Consider the following 22,591-nt stretch of genomic DNA (forward strand, 5'->3'; position numbering starts at 1 on the left):
CATAATGCTGTCGGCTTTTTCCTCACCGCCGGCTTTCTGGCGATGATGTATTACTTCGTTCCCAAGCAGGCGGAGCGGCCGGTCTATTCCTACCGGCTGTCGATCATGCACTTCTGGTCGCTGATCTTTCTCTATATCTGGGCCGGTCCGCACCATCTCCACTATACCGCGCTGCCCGATTGGGCGCAGACGCTCGGCATGGTGTTCTCGGTTGTGCTGTGGATGCCGAGCTGGGGCGGCATGATCAACGGGCTGATGACGCTCAACGGCGCCTGGGACAAGATCCGCACCGATCCGATCATCCGGATGATGGTGCTGGCTCTCGCCTTCTACGGCATGAGCACGTTCGAAGGTCCGATGATGTCGATCAAGTCGGTCAACAGCCTGTCGCATTATACCGACTGGACCATCGGCCATGTACACAGCGGCGCATTGGGCTGGAACGGCATGATTACCTTTGCCTGCCTTTATTATCTGTTCCCGCGGCTTTGGGGCCGGACCCGCATGTATTCACTGCGGATGATAAACTGGCATTTCTGGCTTTCCACTCTAGGCATCGTCTTTTACGCGTCCGCCATGTGGGTGTCGGGTATCATGCAAGGCCTGATGTGGCGTGAATATGGGGCCGACGGCTATCTGGTTTACTCCTTTGTCGAAACCGTCGCCGCGATGTTCCCCATGTATCTGATCCGGGCCTTTGGCGGGTTGCTCTACCTCTCTGGCGCGCTGGTCATGGTCTACAATGTGTGGATGACCGTGGCGGGCAAGCTTCGCATCGAAAAACCGATGACCGAAACACCATACAATCCTGAAGCCGACCGACCCTATGTTGCCGTTCCGGCCGAATAAGGAATACCGATCATGACAAGCAATCCACAAACCGGAACCTTCAGCCACAAAAAGCTGGAACGCAATGTCACCTTGCTCGGGCTATGCGCTCTGGGTGCCGTTGCCATCGGCGGCATTGTCGAAATTGCCCCGCTTTTCTGGATCGACTCTACTGTCGAAAAAGTTGAAGGAATGCGCCCTTACACCCCGCTCGAACTGACCGGTCGCAACATATATGTCCGCGAAGGTTGCTATCTGTGCCATAGCCAGATGATCCGTCCGTTCCGTGACGAGGTGGAACGTTATGGCCCCTACAGCCTGGCGGCGGAGAGTATGTATGACCATCCTTTCCAATGGGGTTCTAAGCGCACCGGACCAGATCTGGCCCGCGTGGGTGGCCGCTATTCGGATGAATGGCATCGCGCCCATTTGAAAGATCCGCGCAGCGTCGTGCCCGAATCCATCATGCCGCCTTATGCCTTTTTGGCAGAACGCGAGATCAAGGTCGGCGATATGTCGGCGCATTTAACGGCGCTGTCACGCGTAGGCGTGCCTTACAGCCGTGAAGCCATCAAACAGGCCGATGCCGATCTGGTCGCACAAGCCGACCCCAATGCCGATGGCGAAGCATTAAAAAAGCGATATCCCAAGGCGCAGGTCCGTGATTTTGACGGCAATCCTGCCAAGGTCACCGAAATGGATGCGGTTATCGCTTATCTGCAAATGATCGGCACGCTGGTCGATCATCAAAAGGCGAAGGCCTATGAGCAGCCAAGATGACCTATAACGACTTTCGCCATTTCGCCGACAGCTGGGGCCTGCTGGCCATGGGGATATTGTTCCTCATTCTGGTTGCATGGCCTTTTCGCAAGGGCGCGGCGCGGCGCAACCATGATGCGGCACATATCATATTCAGGGATGACGAAAATGACTGAGAACAAGCGGATTGACGCGGCAACAGGCACGCAAACGGTCGGTCATGAATGGGATGGCATTGAAGAACTCGACACGCCGATGCCACGCTGGTGGGTTATTTCTTTCTGGGCCACAATTGTCTGGGGCATTATTTATGTTCTGCTTTTTCCCGCAATTCCTTTGCTCAACGGCGCAACGCCCGGACTTTGGGGCTGGACGAGCAGGGGTGAACTGGCACAGGAGTTAAAGGCAGAAACGCTGCGCCGCGCGCCAGTCACCAGCGCGCTTGCCGCAATTTCAGTCGAACAACTGGCCGGCAATGAAAAGCTTTACCAAGCCGCCATCGAAGGGGGTCGGGCGGCGTTCAAGGTGCATTGTGTGCAATGCCACGGTTCGGGTGCAGCCGGTTCGGCAGGCTATCCCAATCTGAATGATGATGACTGGCTTTGGGGTGGTGACTTGCCTGCGATCCACACCACATTGACGCATGGTATCAGACAGCCGGATCATGATGCGACCCGCTTTTCGCAGATGCCCGCCTTTGAAGGCGTGTTGAGCGCGGGCGAAATCGATGCCGTTGTGGGCTATGTGCAAACATTATCGGGTGCGGCCAAACCAGGTGCACTTTCCGCCAGCGGCGGGGTGCTGTTCGCCAACAATTGTGCGTCGTGCCACGGTTCCGACGGAAAAGGATTGCGCGAATTTGGCGCGCCGAACCTGACCGATAAAATCTGGCTCTATGGCGGCGATGCGGCCAGCATAAAAACAACCGTCAACAAGGCGCGTTATGGTGTGATGCCCCGCTGGAATAATCGCCTTGATCCGATCACGATCAAGATGCTGGCGGTCTATGTGCACTCGCTTGGCGGTGGTGAGGCAAATGCGGCACCGGACAGAGCCCTGGCTTCCGACCCGGCAAAGGTCGTCGCCAATGTCCAGCCCTGATGACCTGATCGCACCACATCAGCCCCTGTATGAAGCGCGTAAGGGTGTATATCCCAAAGCAGTCGACGGGTTTTTCCGCCGTTTGAAATGGGTTATCATGGCCGTAACGCTGGCCATATATTACGTCACCCCCTGGATCCGGTGGGATCGCGGACCTTATGCGCCCGATCAAGCCGTGCTTGTCGATCTGGCCAACCGCCGTTTTTACATGTTCCAGATCGAAATCTGGCCGCATGAATTTTATTATGTCGTCGGCCTGTTGGTGATGGCCGGAATCGGCCTGTTCCTGCTGACGAGTGCGGTTGGACGGGCGTGGTGCGGATATAGCTGTCCGCAAACCGTGTGGACCGATCTGTTCCAGCATGTCGAGCGCTTCATTGATGGCGATCGTAACGCGCAGTTGCGGCTGGCAAAAGCCGCTTGGGGGCCCGGGAAAATCACCAAAAGGTTCGGGAAATGGTCGATCTGGCTTTTCATTGCCTTTTGGACAGGCGGCGCATGGATCATGTATTTTGCCGACGCGCCCACGCTGGTGCGCGAATTCTGGTCAGGCGATGCGGCCCCTGTTGCTTATGCCACGGTCGGCATTTTAACGGCAACGACCTTTATATTTGGCGGCTTCCTGCGTGAACAGGTATGCATCTATATGTGTCCTTGGCCGCGTATCCAGACCGCGATGATGGATGAAAAATCCTTACTGGTCACGTACAAGGATTGGCGCGGGGAACAACGCGGCAGCCTGAAAGCAGCGCAAGCCGATCCAGAATCGTTTGGCGACTGCATCGATTGCAACCAGTGTGTTGCCGTGTGCCCGACGGGAATCGACATCCGCGAAGGTCCCCAAATCGGCTGCATCACCTGCGCGCTGTGTATTGATGCATGTGACAAGGTGATGGAACAGATCGGCAAGCCAAGGGGCCTGATCGATTATTGCACGCTGGACGATGCCGAAATCGAAAAAAAGGGCGGGACCGGTCAAGCGGTGTCAAAAACATTGTTCCGGCCCCGGACGATAATCTATTTCGGTATCTGGACCAGCATCGGCCTTGCGATGCTGTTCACACTGGGCCAACGGACGCGACTTGACCTTGCTGTCCAGCATGAACGGAACCCTGTTTATGTAAGGCTGTCAGATGGTGCGATCCGCAACAATTATACCCTGAAAATCCGTAATATGGAAACACGGCCACGGATCGTGGATGTGTATATCGAAGCCCTGCCCGGCGGGGTTCTTTGGACCCCCGATGGCAACCGTGAATCTGCCAGGCAGAACATAAATTTCGCGGTCGCCCCCGACGCTGTGCACAAGGTGCAATTATTCATCGCCGCGCCTGAAGCTGGACCGGCAAGTACCGAATTCAAGATAAGTACCCGCGCACGCACCGGCGACGACAAAGGTGATACTGACACCCTATTATTCGAAAGACCGGAGGCTGGACAATGACCGCCCGTATAAAAGGCCGATTTACAGGTTGGCACATGACCGTGATACTGGTTGCGTTCTTCGGCATCATCATGGCCGTGAACTTTACCATGGCAAGCATGGCGATTGGCACTTTTGGCGGAACGGTTGTTGATAACAGCTATGTGGCGAGCCAGAATTACAATCGTTGGCTGGATGCAGCGGAACGACAGGACAGATTGGGTTGGACGGTTCATGCAACCATGACGCAGGACCGGTTTGTCATCATCAACGTTAGCAAAAACAAGGCTTTGGTGACGGGCGTGACGGCGGTCGCAGACGCGATCCATCCGCTTGGCCGCGCATCGGACATACCGCTGGAATTCAGCGCTATGCCTGACGGCAGGCTAAAATCGGCGGTCGCGCTGCCTGCGGGGCGCTGGACCATTCAAGTTTCGTTGCGCCAGAACGCCGTTATCTACAAATTTGTGGACCAATTCCAATGACCGCACCAACCACAAACCAAGCGGCCACAGCATTGCCGGTTACCGATTTCGCGGTTCCCGGCATGCGCTGTGCAGGCTGTATCGCAAAGTTGGAGAGCGGGCTTGCCCTGCAATTGGGTATCGCGAATGCACGGGTCAATTTCACTGCGAAGCGCGTAGCGATTACGCACCTGCCCGAAATGACGCTTCCGCAATTGGTGTCGGCGATCGCCAATATCGGTTTTGAAGCTGTTCCTTTGTCCGAAAGCGGAGACGGAGAGGAAAATCGAGACGCAAAGCGCCTGCTAAAGGCAATGGCCGTCGCCGGTTTTGCGATGATGAACATCATGCTGCTTTCGGTCTCGGTCTGGTCAGGGGCAACCGGGGTCACACGTGATCTGTTCCATTGGCTTTCGGCGATGATCGCGCTGCCAACCGTCGCTTATGCAGGGCGGGTGTTTTTCCGTTCTGCCTGGGGTGTGCTTCGCAAGGGGCGGACCAATATGGACGTGCCGATTTCCATCGGCGTCACCTTGACCACCGCGCTCAGCCTTTATGAAACATTCACCCATGGGCCCCACGCCTATTTTGACGGTGTAGTAATGCTGTTGTTCTTTCTGCTTACTGGCCGCTGGCTTGACGCAGTAATGCGGGACCGCGCCCGCGATGGCGTCAGCGCGCTGCTGAAACAACGCGCATCAGGCGCGATGGTTTTGCACGCCGAAGGCCAATCGACATGGGTCGATGCCAAGTCGTTAAAGCCCGGCATGGTCATGTTGGTTGCCGCAGGCGAACGTCTTGCCGCTGACGGTATTGTAACCGAAGGGTGCAGCAGTTTCGACTTGTCCCTGCTTACAGGCGAAACGGCGCCTCAGTCCGTTGTAACCGGAAGCGTCGTCCACGCAGGTACCTTGAATCTCGACGCACCTGTGCACATTCAGATCACAGCGACCGGCGCCGATACTGCAATTGCGGACATCGCGCGGTTGATGGAACAGGCGACACAATCCAAATCGCATTATGTCAGGATCGCCGACCGCGCGGCACGTTATTATGCGCCCGCTGTCCATAGCCTAGCCGCGGTCAGCTTTCTCGGGTGGATGGCCGCCGGTGCCGGTTGGCATGAAAGCTTGCTGATCTGCGTTGCCGTGCTGATCATTACCTGTCCGTGTGCGCTGGGGTTAGCCGTTCCGGCGGCCCAAATCGTGGTTGCCGGGTCACTGATGCGCGCGGGAATTCTGGTAAAGGACGGCAGCGCCCTCGAACGTCTGGCCGAGGTTGATCTGGCGATGTTTGACAAGACCGGAACGCTGACTCTGGGTCGGCCAATGCCAGATAATCTAAGTCAGGCCACCGATGCACAAAAAGCAATATTGCTATCCCTGACCCGCGCAAGCCGCCACCCATTGTCTGAAGGGATCAGGCGCGCACTGGAATCTGGCGGCGTTAAAGCCGCAAAGGTCAGGCAGATTCACGAAGTTGCCGGTACCGGAATTTTTGCAACATTAGATGGGCAAGCGGTATCGCTCGGTCGGCCCGGTCGCGAAATATCGCACGACGGCCTTGCCGCAGTGTTGCAGATTGAAGGCCATGACGCATTTGTGGTGCACCTCTCCGACCAGTTAAGGCCAGAGGCGGTGGCCACATTGAAGGCGCTGACCCGGCTGGGGATCGCATCATCGATTCTTTCAGGCGATCGCGCTGAATCGGTGGCCCCGATAGCACGGGCTTTGGCAATGACAGCGCAGACGTCCATGCAACCGCAGGACAAGCTGGATGCAATCGCCCGGCAAACGGCCGCAGGTCACAAGGTTTTGATGGTGGGCGATGGCCTGAATGACGGACCTGCGCTTGCCGCAGGTCACGCATCAATCGCACCTGCATCCGCCAGTGACGCGGGCCAGAATGCGGCTGATGTCGTGTTCATGGGGGATGCTCTCAGCCCCGTTGCCACCACCATCCGCGCCGCCCGAAAAACGCAACAGATTGTAAGGCAGAATTTCATCCTGGCCATTGGCTATAATATGTTGGCCGTACCACTTGCCATTGCAGGCACGGTGACGCCCCTGATCGCGGCTGCGGCCATGTCGGGTTCATCGCTGGTGGTGGTTGCCAATGCCCTTCGCCTCAAAAATGCGGCCAACGCCCGATGACAGGGCTCGCCTTTCTTATTCCGGTTGCATTAGGTCTTGGTTTGCTTGGCCTCGCCGGATTTTTCTGGTCGATCAAAAATGGCCAGTTTGACGATGCCGATGGTGCCGCAATGCGTATTTTGATCGAGGATGAAGACAGCATATGAGGCAAGTTGTCAGCCTTTTCGCAATCCTGATTTTGACCCTGCCGCCAGTGCCTGCACAGGGTAAATCGATCATGGTCGGCGTTTGCGGTGACGGAGATATCCGCGTGTCAATTCCGTTCAAACAACCGCTGCCGGGCGAAGGGAATAGTCACAGCTGCTGCCAAAAAGGATGTCACGCGGCCAATGAGCGCAAGAAAAAAGCTGATGGCACGAACGAAGACGATTGCTGCTGATAAAATTAGAGCGGCGCATCCCCCCGGAAGCGCCGCTCTGGGCATATTGATTTCCGCTGACTCTCAAAAACGGAAACCCAAGCCAACTCCTACGACAAACGGATTGAGATTGATTTTAACCCGCTGTGTTCCAATGGCGGTGGTCGCCAAACGTGCCGTGGTATCAATGTCGATATATTTAACGTCAAAGTTCAGAAATACCTTCTCGTTCAAATCGATGTCGACCCCGGCCTGCGCGGCCCAGCCAAAGCTGTTTTTCAAATTGACATCCGTCTGGCCGACCGCTGTTTCCAATCCGGTAGACGCCTTTTCAGAATAGAAGATCGTATAATTGACCCCTGCCCCGACATATGGCCGCACTTTGGCTTCGGGCGCAAAATGATATTGCACCGTCAAGGTAGGCGGCAAAACCCACGTCGATGCAAGCTTGCCAATGCCACCAGTGGTTCCTGTGGTGCCGGATGCATTATGTTTGGTTGTGGCAGCAATCAGTTCCAGCCCGACATTGTTTGTTACCATGTGGGTAATATCAATTTCCGGCATAACGCTGTTGTTCACCGCAACCTCTTCGGTTGGAAAGGTCGGCAATATCCCGCCGGAACTTTCATTCGGCGCAACAATGATGGCGCGCACCCGGACAAAAGTATCGCCCGCTTCGGCATGGGCAACGCTGCTGCTGAACATGGCGGCGCTCACCAGTAATGCGAGCTTCAAAGGGAGAGATTTCATGCTGGTTCCTTTTACTGACCTTGTTGTTAATAAGCCTATATTGCGCCACAAAAATGCTTTGTCTTTGATACAGATCAAGGTGCTGTGCGGGTGTTGGGATAAACGGATGCCATGTGGCCCTATTATCCCGAATTATTGTCCCGGCCTGTGCCCAGATACACCAGCTACCCCACGGCCGCAGAATTCCATGACGGCGTCGGGGCCGAAGATTATGCGAATGCATTAGAGGCAGTCGCGCCGGGCACGCCACTTTCGCTTTATGTGCACATTCCATTTTGCAAATCGATTTGCTGGTATTGCGGATGCAATACGGGTGCTGCATCAAAGGCGCAGCGGATGACCGCTTATCTGGATGCGCTGGAGGCGGAACTTGCTCTGGTCGCCAAGCGGATCGGTGGCAGGGGGTGCTTGAGGCGAATTGCATTTGGCGGCGGAAGTCCCAACGCGCTCTCCACTATCGAATTTGTAAGATTGCTTGACCGGATCATTACCGTCTTTGCCGCTGGTCAGCCGGAAATATCGATCGAGATCGACCCGAGGGAATTTACGCCCGAATGGGCCCTGGTTCTGGCGGCTTCGAACGTGGCCCGGGTTAGTCTGGGTGTTCAGACTTTCTCTCCCCATGTACAAGCCTCTATCGGACGCATCCAACCGCTGGCGCTAATCGAAAATTGCGTCTCCGCCCTGCGGTCACGGGGCATCACGGCAATAAATTTTGATTTGATGTTCGGACTTCCCAATCAGACTTTAGCTGACCTTGCGGATAGTATCGCACATGCCATAAAGCTTCGTCCGACGCGCGTCGCCTTGTTTGGCTATGCCCATTTACCCAGCATGATACCGCGTCAAAGGCGTATTGATGGCAGCGCATTGCCGGATGCAAATTTGCGGTTCCAGCAATCCGCCGTGGGCTACGATCTTTTGGTTGCCGCCGGATATGTTCCGGTTGGTTTCGATCATTTCGCGTTGCCCGAAGATTCCTTGGCGATCGCCGCAAAAACAGGTGGCGTAAGACGCAATTTTCAGGGCTTCACCGAAGATTGTAACGATACCCTTTTGGGCGTCGGGGCCAGCTCGATCAGCATGTTGCCCGGGATACTGGTGCAAAACGAGAAAAATATCGGCGCTTACCGTGCGCGTATAAACGCCGGTTCTTTGCCAACGGTCCGGGGCTTCATACCGGATGCGTCAGACATGACACATAGCCGGTGGATTGAACGCCTTCTGTGCGAAGGCCGCGTCGAAATCCGTTCGGATAGCCAAACCCGTCAGGCGCTTAAGCCCTTTGAAGATCTGGGACTGACCAAATGGCGCGGCGATACGCTTTTTATCGAGGACAGCGGCCGACCATATGCGCGTTGCATTGCTGCAACCTTTGACCGGTTCCGCCAACCCGGTAACAATGCGGCGTCGCAGGCGGTTTAGCCCCGATGACAGGCAATACTTAGCGGCCGATGCTGCTATAGCTGAAGCCAGCCTCTTCGATTTCCGCAGCACGATAGATGTTACGCAGATCAATCATCGCGCTTCCGTTCATGGCAGACCGCAGCTTTTTCAAATCGAGCGCACGATAGGCATCCCATTCGGTCACCAGCGCAACAGCGTCGGCTCCATCCGCAGCGGCATATGCGCTTTCAGTCATAACTACGCCGGGAAGTATCTTGGCTGCTTCCTCCATTCCTTCGGGATCATGCGCGTGGACCTGTGCACCGGCGTCCATCAAAGTCTGCACAATCGCTATTGAAGGTGCATCCCGCATGTCGTCGGTGTTCGGCTTGAACGTCAAACCGAGCAGCGCGACTTTCTTGCCTCGCGCATCCCCGCCCAGGGCAGCGATAATCTTGCGACCCATGGCCCGCTTGCGAAGATCGTTCGCTTGAACGACGGCTTCGACAATGCGGACCGGACTATCATTATCCTGAGCGGTTTTGAGAAGAGCAAGCGTGTCCTTTGGAAAGCAGCTGCCGCCATAGCCAGGACCTGCGTGCAGGAATTTCGACCCGATACGATTATCGAGTCCAATTCCGCGTGACACATCCTGAACATTGGCACCCAGTTTTTCGCAAAGGTCGGCCATTTCATTGATGAAAGTGATTTTTGTCGCCAGAAACGCGTTGGCGGCATATTTGATAAGTTCCGAAGACCGGCGGCTTGTAAACAAGATCGGCGATTCATTCAGGAATAACGGACGATAAATGGCACGCATGGTTTCGCGCGCCCATTCGACATCACTACCAACAACAATACGGTCTGGTCGTTTGAAATCGCCAATAGCCGCGCCTTCGCGCAGGAATTCCGGGTTGGATACGACGGCAAAATCGAGCGATGGATTGGCTTCACGGATAATGCGTTCGACTTCATCGCCTGTGCCAACGGGAACGGTCGACTTGGTCACTACAACTGTTTTGGGGTCGATAGCGCCCGCCAGTTCTTCGGCGGCGGCGTATACATAGCTTAGGTCGGCATGGCCATCGCCGCGTCGCGATGGTGTTCCCACGGCAATAAAAACTGCTTCGCAACCCTTCAAAGATGCCTTGAGGTCAGTCGAAAAGGAAAGCCGTTTGGCATCGACATTGGTCTTGACCAAAGTATCCAGGCCGGGTTCAAAAATCGGCATGATATTAGCGTTAAGCTGATCGATCTTGCGTGCATCCTTATCAACGCAGACAACATCATGGCCAAAGTCGGCAAAGCAAGCGCCAGAGACAAGCCCGACATAACCTGATCCTATCATGGCAATTTTCATACAAAGTCTTTCTGGCAATAGCTTTTGTTCGCGGCCTCATTATTTCGGGAGGCGACAAACAGCAAGCGGCTAAAAGGGATAACCACATAGCGTCAAAAGAGTATCAAATAAGTTTCCGCAGGTATAAAAAATCCCCGCGCATACCGAAATGCGCGGGGATTTTTGTATATTCAGGTTAGAAAGGCCGAAATAACATTCAGACTTAAAAACCATATCTGGTAGTTATCTGACGCCGATAATGTCCGGTGTACCGTCCCTGTCACCAATAACCGATCCACCACTGCGTATCGGGCCGAGCAACAACAAGCCTGCAAGATGCGGGGCTGCCATCGATGTGCCGCTGATCGTGTTATAGCCACCTGCCAGCCATGTTGACCTGATACCAACGCCGGGTTCGGAGAAATCAACCGGCGGGTTACCGAAGTTCGAGAAAGAGGCAAACACATCGCCTGTCCCGAATGCAGATACGGTATAGATATTCGGCCCGCTCACCCGAGCGGGTGAGCTGCTTGTGGCATTGGCGCTTTCATTGCCCGCCGCCAAAGCAAAACGGATACCCTTGGCCGCAGCGGCTGCAACCGCGTCATCCAGAGCCTGGCTAATGCCTCCGCCGAGGCTCATATTGGCAACGTCGCCTACCGCGGCATTTTGCGATACATAATCAACACCGGCAATCACGCCCGATGTCGATCCGCTGCCTCTTTTGTTGAGCACGCGCACGGCCACCACTTGGGCACCGGGTGCGACACCGACAACACCGATATTGTTATTCAGCGCCGCTATCGTGCCCGCCACGTGAGTCCCGTGGCCATTCTGGTCATCTGCGGTCAATCCGGCGATGAAGCTGCGGCTGCGGACCCGGTCTACATTCAGGTCAGGGTGCGCCAGTTGTATGCCGGAATCGATAACCCATGCAGTTGCATAATTACCATTGATGCCACCACCAACGCGGGTGATGCCCCACGGGGTTTGTTGTGCGGCTGACGGGGGAGGAGGTGGCGGCGGAGGTGAGGGTGTTGGTGAGGGCGGTGGAGTTGGCTTGACACCATCCTGACCTTTGCTCGCTCTGACTTCGCCCAAAGCGTAAACCACATTTCCGTTTTCATCACGCGGTGTCACAGTAATCACGCGGTCCGCTTCGCAGAAAGCGATTTCACTGTTGCGTGCTTTCAGACCGTCAACTCCCGCTTTGCTTATCTCGGCTGCAAAGCCGCGAACCGCATCGCGATAGACATGTTTAAGTTTTCCGCCACCATCACGCACCGCGCGGTCGGCTTTTCCGCCTACATCTGCCTTGGCCACTGCATTGCCCTTGAAGATACAAATATAGCTATCAGTTATCGGATCGCCAGCACGGTCGGCCAACGCCGGACTTACGGCAATAACGGAACAAGCGGCTATCGCTGTTCCTAAATAAAGATTTCTCATGACTAAACCCTCCGAAAATCAAAAATCTATCTTAAGTAAGACTGACGGCCTTTAAGTACTTACGCTATATCATAGCAACACTATATATAATGCGCGTAATTAACGACCCAAATCCGAACGATTCTTTATCGATTTTTAATGTCAATTTTCATTCTACAAAGTTAATTGATGACCTGTTCACCCAATGTTGGCGCATTGCGCGAGCGCCAAATTATATTTTCCGGTCGGCAAACTTCGTCCAGAACGCTGAATGTATGTTAACCAGATCATATTAAATGATCAAAATTGGCGCAAAGGGGGTAGTCCAATAAAGACGGCATTTCCCCCCAATATCAATCGCGCCCCGACCACCAGGGGCGCTATATCATTCGTGTAAAGCGTTTGGCTAAAATTGGCCGTTTTCCGTAACCGGAAAGACGCAATATATTGAAAATAGAGGGTAATCTAATGTCCAATGCTATCATCAGCTCGAACCATGCCGGACAGGTCGGTTATTTGCAGGGTCGCCCGACGAACCCTGCTCCGCAGAATTTTACCACGATGGAAAGTTCGGGCATCGGCGAATTTACCAATGTTCTGCTCCGCCACAAGAAATTGGCGTTGAGCATCATTGCGGCCATCACCCTGAGTGCATTTGTCTGGCAGATTACTCGCCCAACCCTCTATAATTCCACCGTTTCCATGCAGGTTGAATTGATTGACTCTGTCGGCGTCAACCAGGCCGACATCATGGCCAAAAACAATCAGCGTATCGCCAACGAAGTCAAGCTACACCGTTCGCGCGCAGCCGCCGAGAAAGTTGTGCGTGACCTTGAACTTTATGACCGCGCCGATTTCACAAAGGATATGGGCAAAGCAGCCGTGGGCGGCAAGAAACAGAAAATCCGCCAGGCCGCGAGCACATTGATGCAGATGTCGGAAATCACATCGCAAGCAGGCTCCGATCTCGTTGAAATTACCGTCGAATCCCGGTCGGCCGAAATGGCTACCTTGATTGCGAACCAATATCCGCTGTCGGTTCAATCGATCCGCATTAAAAAATCCGAAGAACGCAGCAATGAGTTGCTGGCGTCTTTGACAAAAAAGCAGGAAGAGACCGCAAAGCGCGCTGAGGATACCGCGAAAGCGGTTTCCGAGTTCCGGATCGCCAACGGTATGCTTTCAGGTGCGGCGGGTAACGAAGATCTTAATCAGGTCAACCGGATCCAGAGCGAAGCCATTTCGGCTTCGGCCTTGAGCGCCGGATCTTCTTCACGTAGCGCCGGCGTCGCAGCCGCCGCCGGAATGCGGAGCACCGCTGGCGCAACTAATGCATCCACTATGGCGCTTGAAAAGCAGGAGGCAGACCTTGCTTCGCAGCTGGCCAGCAAATCCGAAACTTTTGGCAATAGCCATCCGGAAATCATTACGCTGTCCGCTGCCCTTGGTCGGGTAAGGCAAGACCTTGTCAGGGAACGGAACCGCGCGTCATCTGACGCCGCAGCCGTCGCAAACGCCGAAAGCGCGCGAATGGCGCAAATTGCGCGTAGCGACGCATCCGGCGATGCCGCCCGTGCGGGCCAGTTAAGAGCGCAACTGAACGCGCTTACCGGCAAGGCCTACAGCAACATTAAAAATGTCGTTCAACTGGAAACACTCTCACGTCAGGCAGAACAAGCGGTCAAGGCTTACAACCAGCTTACCGAACGCGTTTCTGAAATCCGTGCCAAAAACCCGTTAGAAGGCGTCAACACCACGGTCGTATCGCCTGCGTCGGTAAATGACGATCCGGTGTCGCCGCAACCCTTCAAGATCACCACTATGGCCCTTTTGGCTTCGGCGGTGCTGGCGTTCCTTGTCGCATTTGCCATCGACTTGTTTGATAATAAGCTTCGCAACTCCGCGCAAATCCGCAAATTCTTTGGTCTGCCGACCTTTGGAATGCTGCCCTTCATTCAAGCAAACTTCGGAAGCAAGATTGAGGAAAGTCCAGTATTACAGGACCCGCAATCCCTGTTTTCCGAAGTCGCCCGCGCAGCCTATTTCGATGTTAATGCGCTCAGCACTCCTAACCAGTGCCAGACGGTACTGATTACCTCACCCCTACCCGGCGACGGTAAGTCGGTGGTGTCCGTCACACTGGCGGCGGCGGCGATGGCAGTTGGCAAGCGTGTTGCGGTAATCGATCTGGATCTTCGCAAGACCGGCCTGATCCAGCAAATGAAGCGCGCTGATACGCCCGATTTGATCGAAATCCTGAAAGGTCATGTCGACTTTGCAAAAATCGCACCTCCTATGTTGCCCGCCGACAGCGATCTGGAACAGATCGACACCGAAACGGCAATCGACACTAGCCGTATCGCCCTCATCAGCGCAACCAAGCCTGTGGCAGAGCCTGCGCGCTTGCTCGGTTCGCGTGCTCTACAAATCCTGTTGGCGGATTTGCGGAATAAATTTGATTTCATCGTCATCAACGCACCTGCGACACTTGCGGTAAAAGATGCCCGGACAATGTGCAGCTTTGCCGATCATACCGTCGTCGTGGCGCGCTGGGGCAAGACCACGATTGACCAGATGAATGCCACCATGGAAATGCTGGGTACCAACCGAGTTGCCGGCGTTATTTTTGACCAGGTCAATTATGAAGAACACGCACGAGGCCGTTATGGCGATGCAATCCAATATTACTGGGAATCAGCGAGCTATTACAACGACATAGGCCGGACGAAGTCGAAAATGCCCGCATGGTTCAACCGGTTTTTCGGCAAAAAATCCTATCTGGATTAAACCGGTCGCCCGTAAATCTATGGCCGCTTGGTCCGTTGCAAATAGAATAAGGTCAAGGTCGTGCGCATAGCTGTCATTAGCGACATCCATTCGGCTTATGCGCCCTTTGAACAGGCGTTAACGGATGCAAAGGCGCAAGGTTTTGACCAGCTGATATTGCTGGGTGATTTGTTCACTTATGGTATTGATCCGCGACCATGTGCCGAATTGGCGGCAAAAACCATTGCACAAGACGGCGCGTTACTCATCGGCGGCAATCACGACCAGCTCTATATCGACCTGGAACACGAAGAGACTTCCTATTTTGACCGCCTGCCTGACTGGATCGGGGAATCAGTTACTTGGACATGGGAACAATTGGGCAAACACTGGCCGGATGATTTGCCAATGCTGCAAGAATGGCAAACAGGTCCGTTGCTTTTGGCCCACGCCAATCCTTTTGGCTATGGTGATTGGACGTATATGTCGGGGGATGCCGAAATGGCGCGGGCTGCATTGGTCTGCGCGCAGCGGGGATACCGATATGGCGTGTTCGGTCATTTGCACCGCAGCCGGCATTATGCCGACAATTTCGCCGAAATTCATGTCGTCGGCTCAGTAGGGCAACCCAGAGCATCCGAAGACCGGGTGCCGCAATGGGCAATGATTGAATACCTCAACGAAAAATTGACACTTGTCAGGCACAATGTTGCCTTCGACGCATCGGCACATTGCGCCCAAATCCAGCAACATCCCGATCTTTCACCGGGCACCAAAAACCGATTATGTGGATTTTTTGAATGATGAAAATTATCGTTACAGGTGCCGGAGCTGTCTTGGGTCAGGGCATCATAAAGTCGCTACGTTCGGCAACATTACCAAGCCATATCGTTGCGCTTGATCCCAATCCCCTGTCGGCAGGCCTGCATTGGGCGGACAGTTCGCATCTGATACCGATGGCCACAGATGATGACTATGAAAGCCGGATTGAGACGATACTTGATCGGGAAAGGCCCGACGCCGTTCTTGTCGGTACCGATGTCGAGCTGGCCATATTCGCCAAAAAAAGGGCCGATTGGGAACAGCGATTCAAAACCCATATTCTGGTTAGCTCCGAAAATGTGATCGAAATAGCCGATGATAAATATCAAACGGCACAGTTCCTGGAACAGCACAATCTGTCCAACCCCAAATCGGTGAAAGCAGAGGATGCCGACGCATTGCGCCAACTGGTCGAGGAAATCGGCTTTCCGTTGATCGTAAAACCCCGGCGTGGTGCGCGCGCGGTCGGGGTTTCAAAGGTCAATAATCAAGTCGAATTGGAAGAAACAATAAAAGGTAGGCACGACCTTGTTGTCCAGCAAATGGCGGGTGCAGACGATCAGGAATATACCGCCGGAGTGCTGTTTTTTGACGATCGCGTTCAGGCGTCGATTGTCCTGCGGCGTGACCTGCGTGACGGCAACACCTACCGGGCCTATTCCGGTAATTTCCCTGATTATGAGAAATATGTGCATGAACTTGCATATGCGTTGAAACCGCACGGTCCGACCAATTTCCAGTTTCGCGTGGACGCCCACGGCGTACCCCGCCTTTTTGAGATCAACGCCCGTTTTTCAGGCACGACACCCATGCGGGCGCTGTTTGGCTTTAACGAAGTCGAACTTTGCCTCCGCAAATTGATCCTGGGTGAAGATATCACTCCGCCTGTAATTCACCACGGTACGGTCATACGGTTTTTGGAAGAACAGTTCCTCGGGCACGACCAGATCGCGGCTGTGGGGCAATCGTGACCAGCCAGAAAGTTGCAGTCACAGGTGCCAGTGGAGCTATCGGAAGCCGTCTGATCGGCCTGCTGGTAGACCGCGGATTTGATGTAGTGGCGCTGCAACGCGACCCGGGCTTTGCGCATTCCGGTGGTGTAACCGTCCGACCGTTCCAGTTGACCGACACCGCCGACAAGATGGCCGAACAATTATTCGGCGTGGACCAGCTTGTCCATCTGGCTGCGATTATTCCGGGGAAAGTGCCGGGCGCCGAAGGTGACGCCAGCCTTTGGTCAACCAATGTTCTGGGTACGCAGCGCCTGATCGGCGCTATGGCTATGGCGAAAGTAAAAAGGCTGGTGCTGACTGGGACCGCCAATGTGTATCGCGCCGACCAAGCCGAGGCATTTGAAGATTCCGCTTTTGGCCCCCAATCACGCGTTCTCTATCTCGCCTCGAAAGCGGCGCAGGAATGGCTGGCGGCCAGCATGTGTCAGGAACACGAGATCGACCATGCCATATTACGCATATCTTCAGTTATCGGCGATGGTCGCAGCATTATAGACAGGCTGGCTCGCGATCTCGCGCAGGGTAATCCGGTAAAAATTCAGGATGGCGCGGCCTTTGGTGCCGACTTCATCGACTGTGAAGATGTATGTAGCGGCCTACTGCTGGCGGTCGAAACGCACTTGAACGGCGTTTACAATCTGTCTTCTGGCAAGCGAACAGAGCTGATTGATATTGTCATGCAGTTGGCCGAGTTACTGAACTGCAAGGCAGAAGCAATCCAGATGGTTCATGCCAATCGCGCGCCTGACACAGGTTTCCCGGCCATCAACAGTGACCGGCTGCAAAGTTTTGGCTTCGCGCCCAAGGCACTATCAGATGTACTGCATCGCATCGCGGCAGACGCGCGTTCACATGGGGTCGGGCCATGACACTGGTTATTGATTTTGGACGCCGCCTATTGGCATTGTTGGCGCTCATAGCGCTTATTCCGGTTAATCTGGTGATCGCGTTGCTATTGCGATTTCTTCAAGGCAAGGGCGTGTTGTTCCGGCAATCGCGTTCGGGATATCGCGGTTCGACTTTTACCCTCGTCAAATTCAGGACGATGCGTGATTTGCGTGATGCCAACGGTCAACTGCTCGACGATGCCGTACGCGTTACCGGCATCGGAACTTTTCTGAGAAAATCCCGGCTCGACGAGCTGCCAAGTTTATGGAATGTCGTAACAGGCGATATCGCAATTGTCGGCCCGCGTCCGTTGCTTCCCGATACGATCGCAAGCCTTGGCGAACGTGGTGTGCGCCGCGGTTCGGTGCATCCCGGCCTTACCGGCTGGGCGCAGGTGAGCGGCAACACCCTGTTATCGCTGGATGAGAAAATCGACCTTGATCTGTGGTATATCGACAACGGTAACTGGCAGACAGATCTTGGCATTCTTGTATCGACAATCAGCGTGATGGTCGCCGGTGAAAAGCGCAAGCGGCGACTGTCATAATATAGGCTTTCAAACACAAAAAAGCCGGAACATCCCCCCGATGTCCCGGCTTTTTGACTATGTTTCTTTTGGGTGAGGCGCTGGTTATTCAGCAGCAACCTGAATGTTATCGAAACCCATTTCGTCGTCCAGTTCCTTGACATCATCGGCAACGACCTGAACGCCATTGTTGAAGGCCCAGATCGCAGCTTGCGTGCGATTGCTGACACGCAATTTGCGAAGAATGGCCTTCACATAGACCTTTACGGTTGCTTCGCTGATTTCAAGCCGGCGGGCGATGACTTTGTTGGCATGACCCACAAGCAGATAACGTAAGGTTGTGATTTCACGGTCCGACAATATGCGCGAAACATCGGGATTGCGAGCCAATTGAGGCGCTTGCGAACGATCTTCCATCCCGGAAAGATGCTTTGCAAGCTGGCTTGGCATGACCTTTTCACCCATGGCGACCAATCGCAAGGATTTCATTAATGCTTCGCAGCTGATCTCCTTGACGATATATCCATCGATACCGAGCTTGAAGGCATCAACGACTTCTTCGAGATCAAATTGATCCGATAGCACGACTTTACGCGATTTAGGAAAGCTGGTGTTCAGCGCTTCCAATTCGCTTTCCAGGTGATCGGTCGAACTGTTGTCGAGAATGAAAAGATTGGGCGATTCATCTTCGGCATTTGTGAGCAGAAAAGATGTTCCGCTTTCGACAGATGCCTGCACCGAGAAATTTTCTTCGGCTAGAATGCGGCTGAGGCCTTCACGAGCTAGAGAATTCTTGCCCACTACAACGGCTGATAAAACTGTATCGATCATCAAACGTACCTTATCCAGAAGCTATCACGTTTGCGACCCACGAAAACTTTTACTTTTAAGAGTTCCTTAAAGTTATATAACTTCGATCTGGCTGTCGACTCCCAAAAGCCCATTTTAGGGCAAAATTTGCATTTTTTTGCATGTGCGAAATAACCATTTAAATGTCTGATCTTTATAAGAATATTTCAATTCTTTGTACGAAATCATCAGTGTCGTACCATAATGAGACAGTCGCATAATTAAACGTAAATGGACGAAATTGCCTAACTGGGATCACTTTCAAAGTGTCATTCGGTTTGGTGATTCGCACGTTAACCAAGTTTAGAGTTCCACTTTCCGAAACAGAAATCAATATGCACGTGGGTCTATATTACTGAAATATCAACAAAACCCAAAAATAGAACTTAAGATATAGCCTCTTATTGCATAGGAGCGGACATAAAAGTGTCTAAATGCCCGGTATTTCACCCAAAGCGGTAATATGGCCGATATCCGCAAGAGATAAATCCATATAAATTTAATGAAATCATGACTCTAGTGTATTTAATACAATACATTGTATTGCTATCTTTACAAACATAGTAACACTATATTAAAAGCATCAACGAAATTCATAAAACTTTGTGTCTGCCGATGAAATCGAATTGGAAGATACTCAAATGGAGCAAGTTGATGTTTTATATCGAGAAATGGTCACAACCCGGCACGTCGTGTTCGACGCATAAAATTCCCGTTCAATTTGAACCGGAGCCGTCATCATCAGTTAAAAAGAAATGTATCGGAATTCTCGGCACGGCCAGTGCGCTGATCGCGGTTCCGGTCATGCTGCAGGCCAGTACACCGACGACATATAACCCATCAAAGCTGCCTGCCGGGCCACAACGTTCATTTCCAACCGCAGAAGGATTTGGCGCAGCGTCCCTTGGCGGTCGCGGCGGGCGGGTCATACAGGTCACCACATTAGCTGACTCCGGCGTCGGCACGCTACGTGAATGTATGATGGCTACGGGCGCGCGCACCTGCGTATTCCGCGTATCGGGCACAATCGAGCTGCTTAAGCAAATAAAGCCGACGTCGGGATATCTGACGATCGCCGGACAAACCGCCCCCGGCGGCGGCATCGCGATCAAGAACCATCCGTCAAACCTGACCGGATCGCCGCTATTCTTCAACCAGCCGCATAATATCATCCGGCACATTCGCGTCCGCCCGGGGCCGACAAGTGGTGCCAAGCAAGATACAACCGACGCAATCACAGTCGATGCCGGTGCGGTTAATACTATATTGGATCATGTGTCGCTATCATGGGCGACCGACGAACCGTTCAACACCACAAAGGCCGCGTCGAATATAACCATTCAATGGTCTTTGGTTTATGAAGGGCTCAGCAAGTCGACGCATATTCAGGGTGAGCACGCAAAAGGCATGTTCCTGGAAGGCAACAATATCACCGCACACCATGTGTTCATGGCCCATGCCACGGACCGTATGCCCAACGCAGGGGTCGGCAGCCGTGTCGATTTCGTCAACCTGATTTCCTACAATATGCGGGAAAAGGCACATCAATATTTCTCGATGAAGCAAAAGCAGAGCTCGACCGCGAGCGGCTTGCTGCGTGAAGCGAATGTCATCGGGAATTGGGTATCGATGGGACCAAATTCATTACGTGGCACGGCCATCTTTGGCGGCAACTATGACGAACAATATTCGACCAACCCCGGCTTTGCGAAATTCTATCTCTATCAGAATATCGATGGCCGTCGCCGGACCCCGGCAAATAATGAAAAGATGTTCTTTGACCCCGCCGATTGGAAATATATCACCACACAACCCATCGGCAATTTAAGCGTCCAGTTATTCAGCCCGGCCGAACAGGCCGTCCGGGATGTGACGGCCTTTGCGGGTGCATTTCCACGAGACGCAGCCGATGGCCGCGCATTACAGGGTTTTCTTTCTTGTGGTGGGGCAATCATCAATAGCCCTTCGCAAGTTGGTGGCTGGCCCGTGCTTGCCGCAGGCGTTGCTTATCCCGATGTCGACAAGGACGGTATGGATGACAATTGGGAACGCATCCGGAATATCAGCAGCGCGACAGCAGATGCCGACGGCGACGGTTATACCAATTTAGAGGAGTTTTTGAATGAACTTGCAGGCGACCAAGACGCCGCCGGCAATTTCATCAATCGGGTAGGCGCCGGGAGCGGCGCCGTGCCTGCCGTCAATTGCAATATAATCCCCTAGCCCGAAAGCCGTCGCAGGTCCTGACCCCAGGGTCAGGACCCTAGACAGCGATAGAGCAATTGACGGCGGGTACAGACCCGCCACCTGAACCGACCCGGTTTATCATATTGCCTGTGGCATCCTGATCACCGGCCAGCTCGTTCAGGAATTCTTCCAGATTTGTGAAGCCATCACCATCCGCATCTGCGGTGCCTGAGCTCACGCCGCGTGCGGCTTCCCAAACATCGTCCATGCCGTCGCCATCAGCGTCTGCATAAGCCGTCCCGCCAGCGAGTGAAGGCCAACCGCCAACCTGGCTCGGGCTATCGATAATTGCACCGCGGCAATTCAGGAAATCAACCAGCACACGCTGATCAGAACTATCCCGCGGGAACGCACCGGCAAAGGTCATAATATCCCTTACACCCTGTGTAGCAGAAGAGAAAAGCTCAACCGACAGCGTGCCAATAGGCTGACTTAGAACATAGCGCCAGTCAGCAGGATCAAGGAACAGCCGGTCATCAACCGATGTCGAAACACGGCGACCATCAATATTCCCCGAAAGGAAGAACTGGGCGAAGCCGGGATTGGTCGAATATTGCTCGTCATAATTGCCACCGTAAATCGGTGTGCCTCGCGATGAATTCGGCCCCATCGAAACCCAGTTGCTCACCACATTTGCCTGACGGGTCAGGCCACTTGTCGAGCTGCCTTGTTTTTGAAGCATCGAAAAATACTGATGCCCGCGTTCGCGCATATTATAGGTCACGAGGTTCACGAAATCGACCCTGCTGCCGACGCCTGCATTGGGCATACGATCGGTGGCATGTGCGATAAAGGTGTGGTGTACAGTGATATTGCTGCCTTCAACAAACATACCTTTGGCGTGTTCGCCCTGAATATGGGTCGATTTGCTCAGGCCTTCATACACCAATGACCATTGAACCGTGATGTTGGCCGACGCTTTGGTCGAATTGAACGGCTCGTCAGTTGCCCACGAAAGCGATACGTGATCGAGTATCGTGTGGTCGGCACCTGCATCAATCGTAATGCCGTCCGTTGTGTCCTGTTTTGCGCCGCTTGTTTCGCCCGGCCTGATGCGGACATGGCGAATGATATTATTGGGTTTCGCCAGAAAGACAGGGGACCCGGTCAGGTTCGACGGATCGTTGCGAATGGCGATGCCACCGCCAGGTGCGGTTTGGCCAGCGACGGTCAGATTCCCCGATGTCGGTTTGATCTGCGACTGTAGAACAATCGTTCCCGCGACACGGAAAGTGCATGTACGCGCGCCCGTTGCCATCATGCATTCACGCAGCGATCCTGCGCCTGAATCGGCAAGCGTCGTGACAGGAATAACCCGGCCACCGCGGCCGCCGGTGGCGGCTGCGCCGAAACCTTGTGCCGTCGGGAAAGCTCGCTGGCGGCCATCAGGCAGCTTTGATGGGCTAAAAATCCCTGCCGTTGGAGGTGGTGGCGGCGGAGTCGGCGGTGGAGGCGGAGGTGGAGGCGGAGTCGGCGGTGGAGGCGGAGGTG

General features: G+C 54.0%; 21 protein-coding genes. 16 read left to right on the forward strand and 5 right to left on the reverse strand.

Annotation, left to right across the window (positions count from 1 at the left end; all coding sequences use genetic code 11):
* From ACEW72_RS02420 to ACEW72_RS02460, 9 genes are all read left to right on the forward strand, one after another.
* Window positions 1-849, forward strand: an 849-nt coding sequence (locus ACEW72_RS02420) for a cbb3-type cytochrome c oxidase subunit I (protein WP_373474788.1), incomplete at its 5' end; no start/stop codon positions are given.
* A 12-nt stretch (window positions 850-861) separates the two neighbouring features.
* The gene (gene ccoO, locus ACEW72_RS02425) at window positions 862-1,608 is read left to right on the forward strand and encodes a cytochrome-c oxidase, cbb3-type subunit II (RefSeq protein WP_373474789.1); all 747 of its coding nucleotides are present in this window, start codon (window positions 862-864) and stop codon (window positions 1,606-1,608) included.
* Window positions 1,605-1,763: a cbb3-type cytochrome c oxidase subunit 3 gene (locus tag ACEW72_RS02430; RefSeq protein ID WP_373474790.1), complete on the forward strand. Its 159-nt coding sequence runs from the start codon at window positions 1,605-1,607 to the stop codon at window positions 1,761-1,763. Before ccoO ends, ACEW72_RS02430 begins: the two co-directional genes overlap by 4 nt.
* The gene (gene ccoP / locus ACEW72_RS02435; RefSeq protein WP_373474791.1) at window positions 1,756-2,688 is read left to right on the forward strand and encodes a cytochrome-c oxidase, cbb3-type subunit III; all 933 of its coding nucleotides are present in this window, start codon (window positions 1,756-1,758) and stop codon (window positions 2,686-2,688) included. The genes ACEW72_RS02430 and ccoP overlap by 8 nt, the downstream gene beginning before the upstream one ends.
* The gene (gene ccoG, locus ACEW72_RS02440) at window positions 2,675-4,132 is read left to right on the forward strand and encodes a cytochrome c oxidase accessory protein CcoG (protein ID WP_373474792.1); all 1,458 of its coding nucleotides are present in this window, start codon (window positions 2,675-2,677) and stop codon (window positions 4,130-4,132) included. Before ccoP ends, ccoG begins: the two co-directional genes overlap by 14 nt.
* Complete coding sequence (locus tag ACEW72_RS02445; RefSeq protein ID WP_373474793.1) at window positions 4,129-4,596, forward strand: FixH family protein; 468 nt, start codon at window positions 4,129-4,131, stop codon at window positions 4,594-4,596. Before ccoG ends, ACEW72_RS02445 begins: the two co-directional genes overlap by 4 nt.
* Window positions 4,593-6,728: a heavy metal translocating P-type ATPase gene (locus ACEW72_RS02450; protein WP_373474794.1), complete on the forward strand. Its 2,136-nt coding sequence runs from the start codon at window positions 4,593-4,595 to the stop codon at window positions 6,726-6,728. Before ACEW72_RS02445 ends, ACEW72_RS02450 begins: the two co-directional genes overlap by 4 nt.
* The gene (gene ccoS, locus ACEW72_RS02455) at window positions 6,725-6,874 is read left to right on the forward strand and encodes a cbb3-type cytochrome oxidase assembly protein CcoS (RefSeq protein WP_373474795.1); all 150 of its coding nucleotides are present in this window, start codon (window positions 6,725-6,727) and stop codon (window positions 6,872-6,874) included. Before ACEW72_RS02450 ends, ccoS begins: the two co-directional genes overlap by 4 nt.
* Window positions 6,871-7,107, forward strand: coding sequence for a hypothetical protein (locus ACEW72_RS02460; protein WP_373474796.1), 237 nt, complete (start codon window positions 6,871-6,873; stop codon window positions 7,105-7,107). Before ccoS ends, ACEW72_RS02460 begins: the two co-directional genes overlap by 4 nt.
* Window positions 7,108-7,170: 63 nt before the next feature.
* Here the strand turns inward: ACEW72_RS02460 and ACEW72_RS02465 are convergent, their stop codons facing one another.
* Window positions 7,171-7,836, reverse strand: coding sequence for an OmpW family protein (locus ACEW72_RS02465; protein ID WP_373474797.1), 666 nt, complete (start codon window positions 7,834-7,836; stop codon window positions 7,171-7,173).
* A 111-nt stretch (window positions 7,837-7,947) separates the two neighbouring features.
* On the opposite strand from ACEW72_RS02465, the gene hemN reads away from it, so the two are divergent.
* Window positions 7,948-9,261, forward strand: a complete 1,314-nt coding sequence (gene hemN / locus ACEW72_RS02470; RefSeq protein ID WP_373474798.1) for an oxygen-independent coproporphyrinogen III oxidase — start codon at window positions 7,948-7,950, stop codon at window positions 9,259-9,261.
* A gap of 19 nt (window positions 9,262-9,280) precedes the next feature.
* Here the strand turns inward: hemN and ACEW72_RS02475 are convergent, their stop codons facing one another.
* The gene (locus ACEW72_RS02475) at window positions 9,281-10,582 is read right to left on the reverse strand and encodes a UDP-glucose/GDP-mannose dehydrogenase family protein (RefSeq protein ID WP_373474799.1); all 1,302 of its coding nucleotides are present in this window, start codon (window positions 10,580-10,582) and stop codon (window positions 9,281-9,283) included.
* Window positions 10,583-10,804: 222 nt separating this feature from the next.
* A complete protein-coding gene (locus tag ACEW72_RS02480; RefSeq protein WP_373474800.1) occupies window positions 10,805-12,010 on the reverse strand; it encodes a S8 family serine peptidase in 1,206 nt (401 codons plus the stop codon).
* 447 nt (window positions 12,011-12,457) lie between these two features.
* On the opposite strand from ACEW72_RS02480, the gene ACEW72_RS02485 reads away from it, so the two are divergent.
* From ACEW72_RS02485 to ACEW72_RS02505, 5 genes are read left to right on the forward strand one after another with little or no spacing between them, the layout of a single operon-like run.
* Window positions 12,458-14,776 carry a GumC family protein gene (locus ACEW72_RS02485; protein ID WP_373474801.1) on the forward strand — a complete coding sequence of 773 codons (2,319 nt, stop codon included), beginning with the start codon at window positions 12,458-12,460 and terminating at the stop codon, window positions 14,774-14,776.
* 60 nt (window positions 14,777-14,836) lie between these two features.
* Window positions 14,837-15,559 (forward strand): metallophosphoesterase, encoded by a 723-nt coding sequence (locus ACEW72_RS02490; protein ID WP_373474802.1) that lies wholly within the window; start codon window positions 14,837-14,839, stop codon window positions 15,557-15,559.
* The gene (locus ACEW72_RS02495) at window positions 15,556-16,548 is read left to right on the forward strand and encodes an ATP-grasp domain-containing protein (RefSeq protein WP_373474803.1); all 993 of its coding nucleotides are present in this window, start codon (window positions 15,556-15,558) and stop codon (window positions 16,546-16,548) included. The genes ACEW72_RS02490 and ACEW72_RS02495 overlap by 4 nt, the downstream gene beginning before the upstream one ends.
* Window positions 16,545-17,459 (forward strand): NAD-dependent epimerase/dehydratase family protein, encoded by a 915-nt coding sequence (locus tag ACEW72_RS02500; RefSeq protein ID WP_373474804.1) that lies wholly within the window; start codon window positions 16,545-16,547, stop codon window positions 17,457-17,459. The genes ACEW72_RS02495 and ACEW72_RS02500 overlap by 4 nt, the downstream gene beginning before the upstream one ends.
* The gene (locus tag ACEW72_RS02505; protein WP_373474805.1) at window positions 17,456-18,025 is read left to right on the forward strand and encodes a sugar transferase; all 570 of its coding nucleotides are present in this window, start codon (window positions 17,456-17,458) and stop codon (window positions 18,023-18,025) included. Before ACEW72_RS02500 ends, ACEW72_RS02505 begins: the two co-directional genes overlap by 4 nt.
* An 84-nt stretch (window positions 18,026-18,109) precedes the next feature.
* Here ACEW72_RS02505 and ACEW72_RS02510 read toward each other — a convergent pair whose 3' ends face one another.
* Window positions 18,110-18,835, reverse strand: coding sequence for a LuxR C-terminal-related transcriptional regulator (locus ACEW72_RS02510; RefSeq protein ID WP_373474806.1), 726 nt, complete (start codon window positions 18,833-18,835; stop codon window positions 18,110-18,112).
* A 672-nt stretch (window positions 18,836-19,507) separates the two neighbouring features.
* Between ACEW72_RS02510 and ACEW72_RS02515 the strand changes: the two genes are divergently transcribed.
* Complete coding sequence (locus tag ACEW72_RS02515) at window positions 19,508-21,076, forward strand: hypothetical protein (RefSeq protein WP_373474807.1); 1,569 nt, start codon at window positions 19,508-19,510, stop codon at window positions 21,074-21,076.
* A 40-nt stretch (window positions 21,077-21,116) separates the two neighbouring features.
* On the opposite strand, the gene ACEW72_RS02520 is transcribed toward ACEW72_RS02515, so the two are convergent.
* Window positions 21,117-22,591 (reverse strand): hypothetical protein (locus tag ACEW72_RS02520; protein WP_373474808.1); only part of this gene is annotated, 1,475 nt, incomplete at its 5' end.

This window comes from Sphingorhabdus sp. (assembly GCF_041737645.1).
Taxonomy (GTDB): Bacteria; Pseudomonadota; Alphaproteobacteria; order Sphingomonadales; family Sphingomonadaceae; genus Sphingorhabdus_B.